The organism is Ruegeria sp. YKSD163 (genome assembly GCF_059612905.1).
In genome coordinates this window covers 144,594-161,494 of record NZ_JBXWRM010000011.1, presented here as the reverse complement: position 1 = coordinate 161,494, position 16,901 = coordinate 144,594, and the positions used below count along the sequence as shown (strand labels likewise).

14 protein-coding genes and 1 tRNA gene are annotated in these 16,901 nt (G+C 64.5%); 8 read left to right on the top strand and 7 right to left on the bottom strand.

All coding sequences use genetic code 11. The features are described 5' to 3' along the window. Nucleotides 1-3: 3 nt before the first annotated feature. Complete coding sequence (locus tag AC2FNA_RS15695; RefSeq protein ID WP_496828080.1) at nt 4-1,236, top strand: MFS transporter; 1,233 nt, start codon at nt 4-6, stop codon at nt 1,234-1,236. 75 nt (nt 1,237-1,311) lie between these two features. Continuing rightward, a complete protein-coding gene (gene metG, locus AC2FNA_RS15690) occupies nt 1,312-3,030 on the top strand; it encodes a methionine--tRNA ligase (protein WP_496828078.1) in 1,719 nt (572 codons plus the stop codon). 111 nt (nt 3,031-3,141) lie between these two features. Here the strand turns inward: metG and AC2FNA_RS15685 are convergent, their stop codons facing one another. The 4 genes from AC2FNA_RS15685 to AC2FNA_RS15670 all read right to left on the bottom strand — a co-directional run bounded on the left by AC2FNA_RS15685 (nt 3,142) and on the right by AC2FNA_RS15670 (nt 6,629). Next, on the bottom strand, nt 3,142-3,375 hold the full coding sequence (locus AC2FNA_RS15685) for a hypothetical protein (protein ID WP_496828076.1): 234 nt from the start codon (nt 3,373-3,375) through the stop codon (nt 3,142-3,144). Between the two features lie 134 nt (nt 3,376-3,509). Continuing rightward, nucleotides 3,510-4,832, bottom strand: a complete 1,323-nt coding sequence (locus AC2FNA_RS15680) for an aspartate aminotransferase family protein (RefSeq protein ID WP_496828074.1) — start codon at nt 4,830-4,832, stop codon at nt 3,510-3,512. Continuing rightward, nucleotides 4,829-5,587: a beta-keto acid cleavage family enzyme gene (locus tag AC2FNA_RS15675; RefSeq protein ID WP_496828072.1), complete on the bottom strand. Its 759-nt coding sequence runs from the start codon at nt 5,585-5,587 to the stop codon at nt 4,829-4,831. The genes AC2FNA_RS15680 and AC2FNA_RS15675 overlap by 4 nt, the downstream gene beginning before the upstream one ends. A gap of 79 nt (nt 5,588-5,666) precedes the next feature. Continuing rightward, nucleotides 5,667-6,629: a GlxA family transcriptional regulator gene (locus tag AC2FNA_RS15670; protein WP_496828070.1), complete on the bottom strand. Its 963-nt coding sequence runs from the start codon at nt 6,627-6,629 to the stop codon at nt 5,667-5,669. 202 nt (nt 6,630-6,831) lie between these two features. On the opposite strand from AC2FNA_RS15670, the gene AC2FNA_RS15665 reads away from it, so the two are divergent. The 3 genes from AC2FNA_RS15665 to AC2FNA_RS15655 are packed head-to-tail and all read left to right on the top strand — an operon-like array spanning nt 6,832 to nt 12,360. Further along, on the top strand, nt 6,832-7,983 hold the full coding sequence (locus tag AC2FNA_RS15665) for an efflux RND transporter periplasmic adaptor subunit (protein ID WP_496828068.1): 1,152 nt from the start codon (nt 6,832-6,834) through the stop codon (nt 7,981-7,983). A 3-nt stretch (nt 7,984-7,986) separates the two neighbouring features. After that, the gene (locus AC2FNA_RS15660) at nt 7,987-11,115 is read left to right on the top strand and encodes an efflux RND transporter permease subunit (protein WP_496828066.1); all 3,129 of its coding nucleotides are present in this window, start codon (nt 7,987-7,989) and stop codon (nt 11,113-11,115) included. A 30-nt stretch (nt 11,116-11,145) separates the two neighbouring features. After that, nucleotides 11,146-12,360: an MFS transporter gene (locus AC2FNA_RS15655; protein WP_496828064.1), complete on the top strand. Its 1,215-nt coding sequence runs from the start codon at nt 11,146-11,148 to the stop codon at nt 12,358-12,360. Between the two features lie 70 nt (nt 12,361-12,430). Here AC2FNA_RS15655 and AC2FNA_RS15650 read toward each other — a convergent pair whose 3' ends face one another. Next, entirely contained in the window at nt 12,431-12,925 is a 495-nt protein-coding gene (locus tag AC2FNA_RS15650) for an RrF2 family transcriptional regulator (RefSeq protein WP_496828062.1), read from the bottom strand. A 104-nt stretch (nt 12,926-13,029) separates the two neighbouring features. On the opposite strand from AC2FNA_RS15650, the gene AC2FNA_RS15645 reads away from it, so the two are divergent. Beyond that, nucleotides 13,030-13,458 (top strand): carboxymuconolactone decarboxylase family protein, encoded by a 429-nt coding sequence (locus tag AC2FNA_RS15645; protein WP_496828060.1) that lies wholly within the window; start codon nt 13,030-13,032, stop codon nt 13,456-13,458. A gap of 69 nt (nt 13,459-13,527) precedes the next feature. On the opposite strand, the gene AC2FNA_RS15640 is transcribed toward AC2FNA_RS15645, so the two are convergent. After that, nucleotides 13,528-13,614, bottom strand: a tRNA-Leu gene (locus AC2FNA_RS15640). Nucleotides 13,615-13,755: 141 nt separating this feature from the next. On the opposite strand from AC2FNA_RS15640, the gene AC2FNA_RS15635 reads away from it, so the two are divergent. Further along, nucleotides 13,756-14,415, top strand: a complete 660-nt coding sequence (locus AC2FNA_RS15635; protein ID WP_496828058.1) for a DsbA family oxidoreductase — start codon at nt 13,756-13,758, stop codon at nt 14,413-14,415. 44 nt (nt 14,416-14,459) lie between these two features. Beyond that, complete coding sequence (lipB, locus tag AC2FNA_RS15630; RefSeq protein WP_496828056.1) at nt 14,460-15,110, top strand: lipoyl(octanoyl) transferase LipB; 651 nt, start codon at nt 14,460-14,462, stop codon at nt 15,108-15,110. A 5-nt stretch (nt 15,111-15,115) separates the two neighbouring features. Here the strand turns inward: lipB and AC2FNA_RS15625 are convergent, their stop codons facing one another. Further along, on the bottom strand, nt 15,116-16,744 hold the full coding sequence (locus AC2FNA_RS15625; protein WP_496828054.1) for a bifunctional helix-turn-helix transcriptional regulator/alpha/beta hydrolase: 1,629 nt from the start codon (nt 16,742-16,744) through the stop codon (nt 15,116-15,118). Between the last annotated feature and the right edge of the window lie 157 nt (nt 16,745-16,901).

Sequence of the window (16,901 nt, the reverse complement as noted above, 5' to 3'; positions counted from 1 at the left end):
CCCATGCGAACAGTCATTTCCTTTGCCGCCCTGTTTCTCTCGGTCATCCTCTTGCAGCTGTCGACGGGTGGCGTTGGCCCGCTGGATGCGATTTCGGGCATCACGCTGGGGTTTTCCAAGGCCCAGATCGGTATGCTGGGTTCGGCGCATTTCTTTGGCTTCTTCATCGGCTGCTGGTGGGCGCCGCGCCTGATGGGGTCGGTCGGGCATTCGCGCGCCTTTGCCGCCTGCACCGCATTGGGAGCGATGGGCCTGATCGGCCATACCCTGACCGAGAACCCCTATGCCTGGGCGATGATGCGGATCGCGTCAGGTATCTGTGTCGCGGGCTGCTATACGGTGATCGAGGCCTGGCTGAACGCCAAACTGACCAACGAGATCCGGGGCCGCGCCATGGGCACCTACCGGATTGCCGATTCCGGCGCCTCGCTCTGTGCGCAGCTGATCATCGCGGTGCTGCCACCGGCCCATTACGTCTCGTACAACCTGCTGGCGGTGCTGTGCTGTGCCGCGCTGTTGCCGCTGACCCTGTCCAAGGCCAGCCAGCCCGAGACCCCGGGCGCCCCGCGCCTGCGCCCCGGTCTGGCCTGGCTCTGCTCGCCGCTGGCGGTGGCTGGTGTGATCGTGTCGGCGGTCAGCTCGGCCTCGTTCCGCATGGTGGGGCCGCTCTATGGGCAAGAAGTGGGTCTGGCGGTGAACCAGATCGCGTTTTTCCTGGCCGCCTTCGTGCTGGGCGGGGTTGCGGCGCAGTATCCAGTCGGCTGGCTGGCCGACAAATACGACCGCCGCTGGGTGCTGATCTGGATCTCTGTCGCGGCAATGGGATCCTGTGGCGTGATCGCGGCGGCGGGCGGCACCGGCACATTGGGCGTTATGCTGGCGGCGGGACTGTTCGGCTTTACCTCTTTCCCGATCTTCTCGATCTCGGCGGCGCATGCCAACGACTTCGCCACCTCCGAGCAACGGGTCGAGCTGTCGGCGGCGTTGATGTTCTGGTACGCGCTGGGGGCCATCGCCGCGCCCTATCTGGCCTCGACCCTGATCGAAGGCTTTGGCCCGCCCGCCCTGTTCGCCCTGATCGCCCTCGCGCATCTGTTCCTGATCGGCTTTGGCCTGACCCGGATGCGGGCCCGTCCGACGCCCGAAGCGCGCACCAATTACGTGTTTGCGCCGCGCACCTCGTTCACGATCGGTCGGCTCCAGAAACGTTCGCGTGAGGAGCGCGAGGAGCGGTAAGGGCGAAAAGAGGGATTTCTCAGCCTGCGCGGCTGGGTTAAAGGAACCGCAGACGATTTTCGCGGAAGTGGGACAATGGCACGTATTCTGATCACCTCGGCGATCCCTTATATCAACGGGATCAAGCACCTCGGCAATCTGGTGGGCTCGCAGCTGCCCGCCGATCTCTATGCGCGCTATCAGCGTGGCCGGGGCAACGAGGTGATGTTCCTCTGCGCCACCGACGAGCACGGCACGCCCGCCGAACTGGCCGCCGCCAAGGCGGGCAAGCCGGTGGCCGAATATTGCGCCGAGATGCACCAGGTGCAGGCCGATATCGCCCGCCGCTTTGGCCTGAGCTTCGACCATTTCGGGCGCTCGTCCAGCCCGCAGAACCACAAGCTGACCCAGCATTTCGCGGGCAAACTGGCCGAGAATGACCTGATCCGCGAAGTGAGCGAGCGGCAGGTCTATTCCAATGCCGATGGCCGCTTCCTGCCCGACCGCTATATCGAGGGCACCTGCCCCAATTGCGGTTATGACAAGGCGCGCGGCGACCAGTGCGAGAACTGCACCAAGCAGCTTGACCCGACCGACCTGATCGAGCCGCGCTCGGCCATTTCAGGCTCCACCGATCTGGAGGTGCGCGAGACCAAGCACCTCTATCTGCGCCAATCGGCGCTCAAGGACCAGCTCGACGCCTGGATCGACTCGAAAACCGACTGGCCGGTGCTGACCACCTCGATCGCCAAGAAATGGCTGCATGACGGCGACGGCTTGCAGGATCGCGGCATCACCCGCGATCTGGACTGGGGCATCCCGGTCAAGAAGGGCGAGCAGGACTGGCCGGGGATGGAGGGCAAGGTCTTCTATGTCTGGTTCGACGCGCCCATCGAATACATCGCCTGCGCCGGCGAATGGGCCGAGGCGCATGGCAAGAGCGACGCGGAATGGGAACGCTGGTGGCGCACCGACAAGGGCGCGGATGACGTGCGCTATGTGCAGTTCATGGGCAAGGACAACGTACCCTTCCATACGCTGAGCTTTCCGGCCACGCTGATCGGCTCGGGCGAGCCATGGAAGATGGTCGATCACCTGAAATCCTTCAACTACCTGAACTACGATGGCGGCCAATTCTCGACCTCGCAGGGCCGCGGCGTGTTCATGGATCAGGCGCTGGAAATCCTGCCGGCGGATTATTGGCGCTGGTGGCTTTTGTCCCATGCGCCGGAAAACAGCGACAGCGAATTCACCTGGGAGAATTTCCAGGCCAGTGTGAACAAGGATTTGGCGGATGTGCTGGGCAATTTTGTCAGCCGCATCACCAAGTTCTGCCGCTCGAAATTCGGCGAGGAGGTGCCCGTGGGTGGCGCATACGGCCCGCAGGAAGAGGCGCTGATCGCGGAACTGACGACGCGGGTGCGCGCCTATGAGGGGCATATGGAGGCGATGGAGGTCCGCAAATCGGCGCAGGAGCTGCGGGCGATCTGGGCCGCAGGTAACGAATACCTGCAAAGTGCGGCGCCCTGGACCCTGTTCAAGACCGATCCGGTGCAGGCGGCCGCACAGGTGCGGCTGGGTCTCAACCTGATCCGGCTCTATGCGGTGCTCAGCGCGCCCTTCATCCCCGCCGCCTCGGCGCGGATGCTCGAGGCGATGCAGACCGACGACGACAGCTGGCCCGAGGATATCGCAACCGCGCTGAACGCGCTGGCGCCAAGTCACGCCTTCACGGTACCCGAGGTCCTCTTCGCCAAAATCAGCGACGAGGATCGCGAGAGCTGGCAACAGCGTTTCGCGGGCGTGCGGAGCTGACCACCGGACAAGGTTTCATGGAAACCTTGTTTCCACGATTTGTCCCAAATCGTGTTCCAGCGCCTTTTCAAGGCGCTGGATGCAGGAATTTCCTTAAATTCCTGCGCCCGCTCAATCGATGATAGGTTGCGAGATCACATAGGTTTTGGGCGGCTGGGCGATCGGGTAGACCTCGGACCCAACGCTCTGATCCCGAACCGCATGGCCGATGTCCGAACAAGTTGAATAGTCGCCCGACGCGCAAGCCGGTTTCCGATCCGCCAACTCTGCCGGTAGCGGTCGGATCGGGTTGTTACAGGCGGTCAGAAACCCAAGGACAACAAGGCTGGCAACGACTTTGATCATCACGAATTCCCCACAGCTTTTGTCCAGTCTTGCGCAATTTGCGACAAAAGCCAAAGATTACTTGCCACTGGCTGTCATTCCTCACAGCAATTGTCGCCGAACCGGCGACAATGTTTTGTTACCTCTGGCATTGGCTACGGCAACACCTGTTCGATCGCCGCCGCCAACCGCTCGGCAATCAATTCGGCATCCGTCGCTTCCATGACGAACGGCGGCGCCAGCAGAACGTGGTCACCATGGCGCCCGTCGCGGGTACCCGGCATCGGATAGCAGATGAGGCCATGGGCAACGGCGGTCTTTTTAATCTTGCCGGCCAGACCCAGGGCCGGATCGAATGGAGTCTTTTCTCCCCGATCCGACACCAGTTCCACACCCCAGAACAGGCCCCGTCCACGAATATCCCCAACATGCGGATGCTGGTCGAACCGGGCGCGCAACGCCGCCTCCATCACCCCGCCCAGCGCCTGCACCCGCGCGGGCAGGTCGTGTTCCAGCATCTCCCGCACCACCGCCAGCCCGGCGGCGGTGGCGACCGGGTGGCCGATATAGGTATGTCCGTGCTGGAAGAAGCCCGAACCGCCTGCGATGGCCTCGTAGATCGCCCCCGAACACAACATCGCGCCCACCGGCTGATAGCCAGCGCCCAGCCCCTTGGCGATGGTGACGATGTCGGGCCGCACTCCCTCGCCCATGCAGGCAAAGAGATGGCCGGTGCGCCCCATGCCGCACATCACCTCGTCCAGGATCAGAAGCACACCGTACTTGTCGCAGATCTCTCGGATGCGGGCGAAATAACCCTCGACCGCCGGCACCGCCCCCAGAGTGGCCCCCACCACCGGCTCGGCGATGAACGCCATCACCGTTTCGGGGCCAAGCCGCAGGATCTCGGCCTCAAGTTCGTCCGCCGCGCGGCGGCCATAGTCGACGAGGCTCTCGCCCGCGGCCCGTTCGGCATATTCATAACAGGGCGCGATATGGCTGACGCCAATCAGCAGCGGGTCGAATTGCGCCCGCCGCCAGGCATTGCCGCCTGCCGCCAGCGCCCCCAGCGTGTTACCGTGATAGCTCTGCCGCCGGGCGATCAGGTGACGCCGTTCGGGCTGGCCCACTTCCAGATAGTACTGCCGGGCCAGCTTGATCGCGGCCTCGACCGCCTCGGACCCGCCCGAGACGAAATAGACCCGCTCGATCCCCTCGGGCGCGTTGGCGATCAAGAGATCGGCCAGGTCCTCGGCCGGGTCCGAGGTGAAGAACCCGGTATGGGCAAAGGCCAGTCGGTCCACCTGATCCTTGATCGCCTGTTTCACGCGGTCGTTGGAATGGCCCAGGCAGGACACCGCCGCCCCACCCGAGGCATCGAAATAGCGCTTGCCGGTGCTGTCTATGAGGTAACAGCCCTCTCCGCCCACGGCAGTGGGCAGTTGCGCGTGGCAGTGACGGGGGAAGACATGGCTCATGCCGCTTTCCTTTCCAGATGATGCCGCAGGGATGCCACCGCGGCGGCATTGTCGGGCCAGGGGGTGCCATCGGGCGACAGCAAGTTGTTCTCGAAACCAACGCGCAGGATCTCGGCGCCCGCGCGCGCGCCCACCAGAAGGCAGGCCTGTTCCTTCGGACCAAAGGCACACAAGCCCAACCGCAGGCCGACAAGCGCCGGGGCAAGCGTGGCCAGTTCCTCGGGGTGACCCGCGCGCGGTGGCGCATAGGCGCCCAGCACACAGATCACCTCGTCCTGCTCGGGGCGGATGATCCCTGCCGCGAGCCCTTGCGCCAACAGCTCCAAATCGGCGCGATCATAGGCGATATGCTGCAAGCGGATTCCGTGATCGGCGGCCATCGCATAGAGGCGCGGCGCCAGGTCGGCGTCGCGGGCGATCTCGCGCAGCGAGACGCTGGCCCAGGCCGGACGCAGCTCATCAAGGCAGGCATATTGCTCGGTCGGGCTGTAGATACCCGCCGCCTCGGTCGTGATCTGTACCTGCAAATCGGGCAGCATGCGCGCCAGTTCGTCCAACTCCTCTCGGTACCGGCCCGCATCCAGCGAATGGGTCCCGTCGGCGTCGCGCACATGCAGGTGCAGCGCATCGGCACCGGCAGCGTGGCAGGCGCGCGCCTCGGTCAGCATCTCGTCCAGCGTGATCGGCAGGCGAGCATGATCGGCCTTGCCGCGCCGGGCGCCATTGGGCGCAACCATGATCAGGGGGGCGGTCATCGGATCTCCTTCACATATGTGTGCCAGAATAGACCGGTTTCCACAGCTCATGCTGACCTGATTCGACATACTAAGTGACCTAATCCGACATGGCGTTCTGCCGGTCCTCGGAGGGCAACAGGCCAAACAGCCGCCGGTAGCTGCGAGCAAACCCCGCCGGGCTATAGCCGTGATCCAGCGCGATCTCGGTCAGGCTGCGGCGACTGTCGCGCACCTCGGCGCGGGCATCCTGAAACCGTAATTCCAGATAGAGCGCGCTGGGGGTCTTGCCGAATTCGCGGGCAAAGACGCGCTCCAGCTGACGCGCGGACACGCCCTGCGCGCGGGCGATGGCGGCGATCGGCAGGGGCGGCAGCAGGTTGGCACGCATCATGCGCAGCGCGGCAAAGGCGACCCGGTTGCGGGTCTCGAACCGCATGTCCAATGCCCGACGCTGATGGGTGCCGCCACCGCGCACCGCGTCGATCACCAACCGGGCGGCGATCTCGTCGGCAATCTCGCCACCCAGGTCGCGGCGCAGAACGCTCAGCATCATGTCGCTCGCCGCCCCGCCACCCGCGCAGGTCATCACGTCACCATCGCTTACGAAAAGCGAGGCGCCGACCTGAATCCGGGGGTGGCTGTCGCGCAGATAGGCGACATCCTCCCAATGCGCGGCCACCCGGCGCCCGTCGAGCAGCCCCGCCTGCGCCAGTCGCACCACGCCCGAGGAGATACCCCAAACCGGATGCCCCCGCCGCGCCCAGCCGCGCAGCCGCCCAGCCAGCGCCGGTTCCGCGCTGTGTCCCGCCCGGACCCCGGCAACGACCACGATTACCGCGCGCGGTGGAACCGCGTCGACCTCCAGATCAGGTATCAGCCGAAACCCGTTCGAGGCCGCCACCGGCCCTCCAGACAGGCTGACGGCATTGTAGCGATAGCCGGTGCCGGGCCGCACCCGGTCGAGCAGGCGCAACACCTCGACCGCCGACGAGAACGCCTGCATCGTGAACCCCTCGTCGAGGACAAAAACGAAATGGCGCCCTGCCGTGTACTGACCCATGCGCACCGCCGTTCCCCTGTTGCCCTGTCAGCATAGAAACGCGTGCCTCCGGGGCAAGCGCAACACCGTGACACTTACCGGAAGTTGAGGGATTGCTTGAGAAAAATGGACGAAGCCTGCATTGTCGACGGTATATCATTCCGACTCGGCCCTCGCCGTTCCGATTACGAGAGCGCACCGTACCAGACGAAAGAGGTTTTCCATGCAGACCCGCTCCCCTTCACTCCTGATGCGTATGCGCTGGGTGCTCGCCACCCTCACCGGCCTTGCGGTCGGACTGACCGCCCTGCCGATGGACGCGCAAGAGGCGCCCAAGGTGTCAGTTGCTGCTGCCTACACCCAGGAGATTACCGAAGAGGCGGTGTTCATCGGTCGCGGCGAGGCGATCGACAAGGTCGATATCGTGGCCCGTGTCAGCGGGTTCCTTGACGAACAACTGGTCGAGGATGGCAGCACCGTGGCCGAGGGCGATCTGCTGTTCCGCATCGAGCCCGACCTCTATCAGGCGGTGCTCGAGGCGCGGCGCGCCGATCTGGACAAGGCCGCGGCCAATCTGGAACTGGCGGGCGTGGAACTCGCCCGCAAGGAAGAGTTGCTGCGTCGTGAGGCCACTCCGGCCTCGGAAGTGGACATTGCCCGCGCCAACGAACTGGTGGCTGAGGCAGCTGTGAAATCGGCACAGGCGGCGATCCGTCAGGCCGAGCTTGATCTGAGCTATACCCAGATCGAAGCACCGTTTGCCGGCCGGCTGGGGCGGGTCGCGACGTCGGTCGGCGATGTGGTGGGTCCGGCCAACCCGCCGCTCGTCACGCTGGTGCGCGAGACACCGATCCATGTCACCTTTGCGCTCAACGAAAAGCGGATGATCGACGTGCTGCAACAGCTTGGTGAAACAGCCGAGACGCTGGCCGAGAGCAAGCGCAGCCCCGACGTTCACGTCACCCTGCCCAACGGCGCACCGCTGGACGAGGTCGGGCGGCTGGTCTTTGTCGATAACCGGGTTGATCCGTTGACCGGCTCGGTCGTGATGCGGGCCGAGTTCGCCAATGCCGGGCGGCTGATCGTGGACGGGGCCTTTGTGCATGTGCGCATCTCGGCACTGGAGCCGACGCTTCGGGTGCTGGTCCCGCAGGCGGCACTGCAACGCGATCAACGCGGCGATTTCGTACTGGTGGTCAATGACAAGCAGATGGTCGAACAGCGTTACGTGACGCTTGGCGACACGGAAGGCACTGCGGCCATCGTGCTCGATGGCCTGCGCGAGGGCGAAAGCGTGATCGTGGAGGGCCTGCAACGGGTGCGCCCCGGCGTTGCCGTCGACGCGGTCGTCGCCGCAGAACAGCCGGGAGAGTAACCCATGTTCTCGGCTCTTTTCATTAGCCGGCCAAAGCTGGCCTTTGTCATCTCGCTGGTCCTGACCATCCTTGGCGGCATCGGTTACCTGGTGCTGCCGGTGGCGCAGTTCCCCGATATCACCCCGCCGGTGGTCAGCGTTTCGGCCAACTATACCGGCGCCAATGCCGAGACGGTGGAAAACGCCGTGGCTGCCCCGATCGAGGCGCAGGTGAACGGCGTCGACGACATGCTCTACATGACGTCTACCTCGGCCGATAACGGTGCCTATTCGCTGAGTGTTACCTTCGAGGTGGGCACCGATCCCGACATCGCCTCGGTCAACGTGCAGAACCGGGTGGCACAAGCGCTGTCCTCGTTGCCGACCGAGGTGACCAATTCCGGCGTGGTGACACAGAAATCCTCGACCAACATGCTGATGGTGGTCACGCTCACCTCGCCCAACAACACCTATGACAGCGTGTTTCTTTCCAATTATGCCTCGATCAACCTCAAGGACGCGCTGGCGCGGGTACAGGGGGTGGGCAAGGCCGATGTGCTGACCGACCTGCAATATGCCATGCGGATGTGGATGGACCCCGACAAGATGGCGGCCCTGTCGATCACGCCGGGCGACCTGATCGCGGCGGTGCGCGAGCAGAACCTTGAGGTTTCCGCCGGCCAGATCGGTGCACCGCCCGCGCCAGAGGGACAGACATTCCAGTACACGATCAAGTCCAAGGGGCGGCTGAGCACGGTTGACGAGTTCGAGAATATCGTGATCCGCACCGGCGAGGCCGGCGCCGTGGTCCGGGTGCGCGATATCGCCCGGGTCGAGCTGGGGGCGCAGTTTTACAGCGCCTCGGGCTTTTACCAGGGCAAGCCCGCCACCGTGCTCGGCATCTACCAGGCACCGGGCGCCAATGCGCTGGCGGTGTCCGAGCGGGTAACCGCCGAGCTGGAAAGGCTCTCGCGCGGCTTTCCCGAGGATGTGGACTATGAGATCCCCTTCAACACCACCGATTTTGTGGAACAGTCGCTGAGTGACGTGGTTTCTACCCTGATGCTGACCTTTGTTCTGGTGGTCTCGGTGGTCTTTGTCTTTCTGGGCAACTGGCGGGCCACGCTGATCCCGGCGGTGGCGATCCCGGTTTCGCTGATCGGCACTTTCGCCTTTCTGCTGGCCTTTGGCATGTCGCTGAACACCATCTCGCTGTTTGCGCTGGTACTGGCGATCGGCATCGTGGTGGACGACGCCATCGTCGTGGTGGAAAACGTCGAACGCATCATTGCCGAAGAGGGGCTGAGCCCGCCCGAGGCCACCCGCAAGGCGATGGGCCAGATCACCGGACCGGTGATCGCGACCACGCTGGTGCTGCTGGCGGTGTTCGTGCCGGTCACCTTCATGCCAGGCATCACCGGGCGGCTCTATTCGCAATTTGCCGTCACCATCTCGGTCGCCGTCGCGATTTCCTCGATCAACGCGCTGACCCTGTCGCCGGCGCTGTGCGGTCTGGTGCTGCGCGCACGCTCGGGCCCGCCCAAGGGGGCCCTTGCCCTGTTCGAGCGCGGCATTGGCGGGGTGCGCGACGGTTATGTGGCGCTGGTGCGCAAGCTGCTGATCCTGCCTGTGATCTCGCTGGCCATCGTGGCCGCGATCGGCGCCGGGGCAGGCGGCATCTTCTCGAACACCTCCAAAGGGTTCCTGCCGCTGGAGGATAACGGATACCTGTTCGTCGACGTGCAATTGCCCGACGCGGCCACGCTGGGCCGGACCGAGACGGTCACCGCGCGGCTGAACGACAATTTGCAACAGCTTGACGGCGTGGCCAACACGGTTCTGGTGAACGGGTTCTCGATGCTCAACGGGCTGACGCCCAACGGCGCGATGATCATCGTCAACCTGACCAACTGGGAGGAACGGCAAGAGCCGGAGCTGAGCGCCGATGCCATCCTGAAAAAGATCCTCAACATCGCCTGGGGTGAAAGCGCGGCCTCGATCGTGGCCTTCAACCCGCCCCCGATCCAGGGTCTGGGCATGTCGGCGGGTGTCGAGATGGAGGTGCAGCAGACCGGTGGCGGCTCGGCCCAGGATCTGGCCGCGGCGGTCGGCTCGCTGGTCTATGCCGCCAACCAGCGGCCCGAGATCGCGCAGAGCTATACCACCTTCCGGGCAAACGTGCCGCAGCTGTTCGTTGATCTGGACCGGGAAAAGGCCAAGACGCTGCAAGTGTCGGTGGCCGAGGTGTTCCAGACCATGCAGGCGCATCTCGGCTCGTATTACATCAACGACTTCAACCTGTTTGGCCGCGTCTACCGGGTGATGATCCAGGCCGAGGGCAGCTATCGCGACAAGGTCGAGGATATCGGCAACCTCTATGTGCGCTCGCAACAGGGCCAGATGGTGCCGCTTGGCACGCTGATCGATGTCGAGAACGTGCTGGGGCCGGTGCTGCTGAAGCGGCACAACCTGTTCCGCTCGGCCACGGTAACGGCGGTGCCCGCACCGGGCCTGTCCACCGGTGACGCAATTTCGGTGATGACCGAAGAGACCGCGAGTGCGCTACCACCCGGCTATGCCTTCGAATGGACCGGCAGCGCCCAGCAACAGCTGAGCTCGGGCGGGCTGGTCGCGGTAATCCTGGGGCTGGCGGTGCTGTTCGCCTATCTGTTCCTGGTGGGTCAATATGAAAGCTGGTCGATGCCGGTTTCGATCCTGCTTTCGGTAATCGTGGCGCTGTTCGGGGCGGTGGCGGCGGTGGCCGTGGTCGGCTCGGACATCAACCTCTACACACAGATCGGCATGATCATGCTGGTGGGCATGGCGTCCAAGAACGGTATCCTGATCGTCGAATTCGCGATGGAGCAGCGCGCCAAGGGGCTGAGCATCCGCGAGGCCGCAGCCGAGGCCGCGCATCAACGCTTTCGCGCGGTGATGATGACGGCGCTGTCCTTCCTGCTGGGCGTGGTGCCGCTATTGACAGCCAATGGCGCCGGTGCCGCCAGCCAGAAGGCGATCGGCGTGGCGGTGTTCGGCGGCATGCTGGCGGCCACGGTGATCGGCGTAGTGCTGGTTCCGGTGCTCTATGCGGTGATGCAGGGCGCGCGCGAGCGGATCAAGGGCAGCCCCGACGCCCCGACCCCTGCGGAATGACCACCACGGGCTGAGAGAGGGGCGCAGTTCATGTTCGACGTGCTGCGCCACCGCGCCTATCGGCAGCTCTTTGCGGCGCAGTTGGTGGCGCTGACCGGGACCGGTCTGGCCACGGTGGCGCTGGGGCTCTTGGCCTATGATCTGGCCGGACCGCGCGCGGGTATGGTGCTGGGCATCGCGCTCACCATCAAGATGCTGGCCTATGTCTTTCTGTCGCCGCTCGCCGCCGCGTTGACCGAAGCCATGGACCGGCGCCGGGTGCTGGTGACGCTGGATCTGGTGCGGGCGGCGGCGGCGGCCTGCCTGCCGATGGTCACCGAGATCTGGCAGGTTTACCTGCTGATCTTTGTGCTCCAGGCGGCCTCGGCCGGGTTCACCCCGGCCTTTCAGGCCACCATCCCCGCCCTGCTGCCCGAAGAGGAAGACTATACCAAGGCGCTGTCGCTGAGCCGTCTGACCTATGATCTGGAAAGCCTGGTCAGCCCTGCACTGGCGGCGCTGTTGCTGGGGATGGTGAGTTTCAACGCGCTGTTTCTGGGCACTGCACTGGGCTTTGTCGGCTCCGCACTGCTGGTGGTTTCGGTCGCCCTGCCACGACCCGGCGCCAGCCGCACCGGAGGGCTGGCCTCGCGCAGCCTGCGGGGTCTGCGTCTCTACCTCGCCACCCCTCGGCTGCGCGCGCTGCTGGCGCTGAACCTTGCCGTGGCGATGCCCGGCGCCATGGTGCTGGTCAACACGGTGGTTCTGGTCAAAAGCGAGTTGGACGGATCGGACCGGATGGTGGCGCTGGCGCTGGGGGCCTTTGGCGGCGGCTCTATGCTGGCGGCGCTGGCCCTGCCTCGGCTGCTGGACCGTTTCAACGACCGGCCCGTCATGCTTGCCGGAGGCGTTGCCATGGCGGTGACCGGGCTGAGTCTGGCGCTCTGGGTAGCACTTTTTGATTTGGGCTCTGGCCCGCTGCTGCTGGCCTGGTTCGTCAACGGTATTGGCTTTGCCAGCGCGCTGACACCCTCGGGTCGGTTGTTGCGCCGCTCGGCAGGGCCCGAGGATCTGCCCGCACTTTTTGCGGCGCAGTTCTCGCTGTCCCATGCTTGCTGGCTGCTGGCCTATCCACTGGCAGGCTGGCTGGCAACGGTCACGACACCTCAGATTGCCCTGACTGTTCTTGCACTGATCGGCGCCGCGGGATGTCTGTCTGCGGCCCGTCTCTGGTCCCCCGCCGTCCCGCCCCAACCGCAGGCATGACAGTCAGATTTGCGGGGTCCAGGAGAATGCGCGCCCGGATCACGCCCGAAATCCGATTGGCCCGCCGCCCTCAGCGCTGTTTTTCCTCGATAAACCCACCGACCGCGCGCATGTTCTCGGGCCCGATCTCGGCGCGGGCATCCGCCATCAGATCCGCCAGCGACTGGCCCCGCAACGAGGCGCGCCACGCCTGTTCAGCGACCAACATCCGCCGCTTTATGAAACAATCCTTGCGATAGGCGCAGGGGTCATTGCTGGTCACCTCGCCCTTGCGCCGAATCTCGCGGCAGACAAAAGACGGACCAGGACCATCCACCGCCTCGACCACATCGAGCAGCGAGACCTGCTCCGGCGCGCGTGCAAGGCGAAAGCCGCCACGCGGTCCCGGCACCGCCTCGGCCACACCGGCGGCTGTCAGCGCGCGCATATGTTTGAGCAGATAGCTTTCCGACAGGCCGTGCAGGGTGGCGAGATCACGCCCGGACAGAACCTTGCCCTCTGGAAGCTCTGCCAGAACCGCAGCACAGTGCAGCGCCGCTTCGACCCCATCCCCCAATCGCCGCATGCCTTCCCTCTCTTTGGTTCCGCCTATCCCGCTTGCGCCGGTCATTCATGGATATAAACTATCGATGATTCGACTGCAACACCCGCATGAAAGGACACTTAACAATGCGCTTCAACTTCACCAGACAAACACCTCAGGTCTTTGGCGCGATGCTGGCGCTCAACGACGCTATCTCTCAGGCCAATTCCGACAGGCGCCTGGTCCATCTGACCAAGATCAGGGTGTCGCAGATCAATGGCTGCGCCTATTGCGTCAACATGCATGTGAAAGAAGCGCAGCAGGACGGACTGCCCGATATGCTGCTGCATCTGATCGCGGTTTGGCCTGAAACAAGCGTCTTCACCGCCCGAGATCGGGCCGCGCTGGCCTGGGCCGAGACACTGACCCGGCTCGAAGGCTCCGAGGTTTCGGATGCGGATTATGACGACGTGCGCGCAGAGCTGTCTGAACAGGAAGTGGCCGCGCTGACTGCTTCGATCGGGATGATCAATCTGTGGAACCGCATGGGCGTCGGCGCCCACATGCCGGTCTGAGGCGCGACAGGCGGCGTTCGCACAAGATGCGTGCGCCGCCACATGAAACACAGGTTCTGAGATTGATAATGGTGCGGTCGAGAAGACTCGAACTTCCACGGGTGTTACCCCACAGCGACCTCAACGCTGCGCGTCTACCAATTCCGCCACGACCGCACTGCCAGTGACTTGGTAGAGCGGCGTATAGACGAGGGTTGTCGGGATGTGAAGAGACAAAAACACATGACTTTGATTTCTTGAACGACGCCCTATCTGCTAGCGGATGGCACGACACGCCCCAGTCTCAGGAGTCCGCAGTTGACCGGTCAATCCCCTCGCCCCGAACTTCAGATCGACATCGTCTCGGACGTGGTCTGCCCATGGTGCATCGTCGGGTTTCGCCAGCTGGATCAAGCGCTTGCGGCGACCGGCGTGCTGGCTCGGCTGCGGTGGCATCCGTTCGAGCTGAACCCGCAGATGGGACCCGAGGGCCAGAACCTGCGCGAGCATATCATGGAGAAATACGGCTCGACGCCAGAGCAGAGCGCCGAGGCGCGCGCCCGGTTGACGGCAATCGGGGCCGAGCTGGGGTTCACTTTCAATTTCACCGATGACAGCCGCATCGTGAATACCTTTGCGGCGCATCAACTGCTGGACTGGGCCGAGGGTCAGGGCCGCCAGCATCCGCTGAAACAGGCGCTGTTCGCGTCCTATTTCACCGATGGGCGCGATGTGTCGGACCAGGCGGTTCTGCTCGACGCGGTAGAGGCGGCTGGGCTGGACAGGGAGGCCGCGCAAACGGCGCTGACCTCGGGCGCGCATCAGGCACCGGTCCGCGAAAAACAGAGGTTCTGGACCCAACACGGCATTTCCGGCGTCCCCTCGATGGTGTTCGGCGGTAAATACCTGCTGACCGGCGCCCAGGGTGCCGAAACCTATGCGCAGGTGATCCAGCGGTGCCTGGCCGAGGCCGCCTGACAGCGCCCCTTCCCCTGTCCGGGTCCGCGCGATATGACAGCGCCATGGAATGGAAGATCACCGACGGGCTGACCGATTACGACGAGGCCGTGGCCTTTATGGAGGCGCGCGCCGCCGCGATTGCGGCGGGCGAGGCCGAGGAATGCGTCTGGCTGCTGGAACACCCGCCGCTTTACACCGCGGGCACTTCGGCCCGGCCCGCCGATCTGACCGATCCGGACCGGTTCCCGGTCTATGACAGCAAGCGGGGTGGGCAATATACCTATCACGGCCCCGGACAAAGGGTGGTCTATGTCATGCTCGACGTGGGTAAGCGCGGCCATGACGTGCGCCGCTTTGTCCAGCAACTCGAGGAATGGGTGATTGCGGCCCTGGCCGAGTTCAACATTCGCGGCGAAATCCGCGTGGGCCGGGTCGGCGTCTGGGTCAAGCGCGAGGACAAGCCGCTAACGCTCAGTGGCCAGCCCGCCGAGGACAAGATCGCCGCCATCGGCATCCGCCTGCGAAAATGGGTCAGCTTTCACGGCATCTCGATCAACGTGGAGCCTGATCTGAGCCATTTCTCGGGCATCGTGCCCTGTGGCATCACCGAATATGGCGTGACGTCGCTGGTCGATCTGGGCTTGCCGGTGACCATGGGCGATGTGGATGTGGCCCTGCGTCAAAGCTTCGAACAGGTGTTCGGTAACGATTGAGCGGTTCAGCGCGGGGGCAGTATCGCCTCGATCGCATCCAGGACCGCATCGGGGCGTTCATAGATCAGGAACTGCCCCACCTCTTCGAACCGGTGGAAACTGGCGCCCGGAATGCTGGCGGCGAAACGGGCCGTCTCGTCCACCGGCACCACGGGATCAAGCGCCCCGTGCAGATGCATCACCGGACAGGTGCCGCCATTGCTCAGGCGCTGCCAAGGGGACACCATGGTCAGCGCGTCGGCCTCGAACCCGGCCGTGCCGGATTGGGCCGCGAACCGGTATCCCGCATGCATCAGCGCCGCAAGGTCGAGCCGGTCGACCACCTGACGCTCGTGGCTGCCGGGGGGATAGAGCGCGTCCATGAAACGCCCCACCTCTTCACTGTCGATCAGGGCAATCCCGGCCCGCACGAAAAACGGCAACAGGGCGGGCGTCCACCTTGCGGTCATCGCCATCATCCGCTGCCGGCGCGCCATACCGCTGAGCTGTGCACGCCGCAACAGCGGGCCGCTGGCGGCAACCGCGACCATGCCCGCCAGGCGCGGATCGCCGCCCGCGCGCAGAACATATCCCGTCACGGCCCCGGCCATATGCCCCAGGATCGCAACCCGTCCCAGCGCGAAGCGGTCCATCAACTCCAGCGCATGGGAGGACATCACGCGCAGCCCGGTCTCGACTCCCTTGACCGGATCGGACAAGCCATAGCCCGGCCGCACCGGAGCCAGAACCCGCAATCCGCGCCGGGCAAAGTCGTGCTTGAGATATTCCAGCGGTGCCATCCCGTCGAGCATGCCATGCAGGTAGAGGACCGGCCGCCCGCCCGGATCGCCGCATTGATAGAGTTGCATCCTGTAGCCGGTGCCCATGTCGAGCACATCGTCGTTCAGATCGACTGCGCCGGGATGCCCACCCAGCCGTGACTGGTTACCGCGATCAATCAGGAAGGCGACCAGCCGGATCAGATCCACCTGTCCCGGCGCGCCCGTCTTGGCCAGAACCGATTTCGCCTGGTTGCGGACCGTATGTTCCGATCGACCGGATATCTGTGCAATCTCGCGAAGGCTGCGCCCTTCCATCAGGTTGCGCACGATCTCGATCTCGGCAGGTGAAAGTCCGAACGAACCCACCAGCACCCGTTCGGCGGCCGGCGTCCATTGGTAATCGAGCCCCTCGATCATCACCTGGCCGTTCCCCTCGGGGCTGCTGATCACCCGCGCGATCAGGTGGCGCGGACGCAGATCGGTGGTCAGCACAACCTGCGGGATCCTGATGTCGCCCGACCGCGCGGCCCCGACCATACGATCCAGCATCTGTTCGCCACTCGAGGCAAGATGCGCGGCGAGCTGCGTCAGGTCCGAAGCCCCGCCCAGCAACTCGCGCGCCTGAGCGCTGGCCGCGCGTATCTTGCGATCGGGGCCGGCCAGAATCACATGTCCCGGCGCCCCCTCGACCCGACGCTCCATCTCGGATTGCGGCGCCTTTCGGCCCAGTTGCTCCAGAATGACATGCGCGCGCTGGAAATGCTGTTGCAGCTCGGAATCTACCGCGACCCCTGCCGTCGCCGCTGTGAAACTATCGGCGGCCAGCTCGGCATCGCGGGTCATCATGCCGATATGCGATTCCCAGATCTCCATGACGTCTTCGTAGAGATCGGGCCGCAACACCGTCTCGTAAATCGCCGTAATGACCTGCTCGCGGCTTGGCGGCGTGTGGTATATGGACTCGTCCCGGATCGCGCTTCTCCCTTGGCCTACTATACAGCTAGTTCAACCTTGACAGCTGACAATCACC

What these genes read in the sequence shown, in the direction of transcription:
- AC2FNA_RS15695 (WP_496828080.1), top strand. Translation starts at nt 4, where the DNA reads ATGCGAACAGTCATTTCCTTTGCCGCCCTGTTTCTCTCGGTCATCCTC.
- metG (WP_496828078.1), top strand. Translation starts at nt 1,312, where the DNA reads ATGGCACGTATTCTGATCACCTCGGCGATCCCTTATATCAACGGGATC.
- AC2FNA_RS15685 (WP_496828076.1), bottom strand. Translation starts at nt 3,375, where the DNA reads ATGATCAAAGTCGTTGCCAGCCTTGTTGTCCTTGGGTTTCTGACCGCC.
- AC2FNA_RS15680 (WP_496828074.1), bottom strand. Translation starts at nt 4,832, where the DNA reads ATGAGCCATGTCTTCCCCCGTCACTGCCACGCGCAACTGCCCACTGCC.
- AC2FNA_RS15675 (WP_496828072.1), bottom strand. Translation starts at nt 5,587, where the DNA reads ATGACCGCCCCCCTGATCATGGTTGCGCCCAATGGCGCCCGGCGCGGC.
- AC2FNA_RS15670 (WP_496828070.1), bottom strand. Translation starts at nt 6,629, where the DNA reads ATGGGTCAGTACACGGCAGGGCGCCATTTCGTTTTTGTCCTCGACGAG.
- AC2FNA_RS15665 (WP_496828068.1), top strand. Translation starts at nt 6,832, where the DNA reads ATGCAGACCCGCTCCCCTTCACTCCTGATGCGTATGCGCTGGGTGCTC.
- AC2FNA_RS15660 (WP_496828066.1), top strand. Translation starts at nt 7,987, where the DNA reads ATGTTCTCGGCTCTTTTCATTAGCCGGCCAAAGCTGGCCTTTGTCATC.
- AC2FNA_RS15655 (WP_496828064.1), top strand. Translation starts at nt 11,146, where the DNA reads ATGTTCGACGTGCTGCGCCACCGCGCCTATCGGCAGCTCTTTGCGGCG.
- AC2FNA_RS15650 (WP_496828062.1), bottom strand. Translation starts at nt 12,925, where the DNA reads ATGCGGCGATTGGGGGATGGGGTCGAAGCGGCGCTGCACTGTGCTGCG.
- AC2FNA_RS15645 (WP_496828060.1), top strand. Translation starts at nt 13,030, where the DNA reads ATGCGCTTCAACTTCACCAGACAAACACCTCAGGTCTTTGGCGCGATG.
- lipB (WP_496828056.1), top strand. Translation starts at nt 14,460, where the DNA reads ATGGAATGGAAGATCACCGACGGGCTGACCGATTACGACGAGGCCGTG.
- AC2FNA_RS15625 (WP_496828054.1), bottom strand. Translation starts at nt 16,744, where the DNA reads ATGGAGATCTGGGAATCGCATATCGGCATGATGACCCGCGATGCCGAG.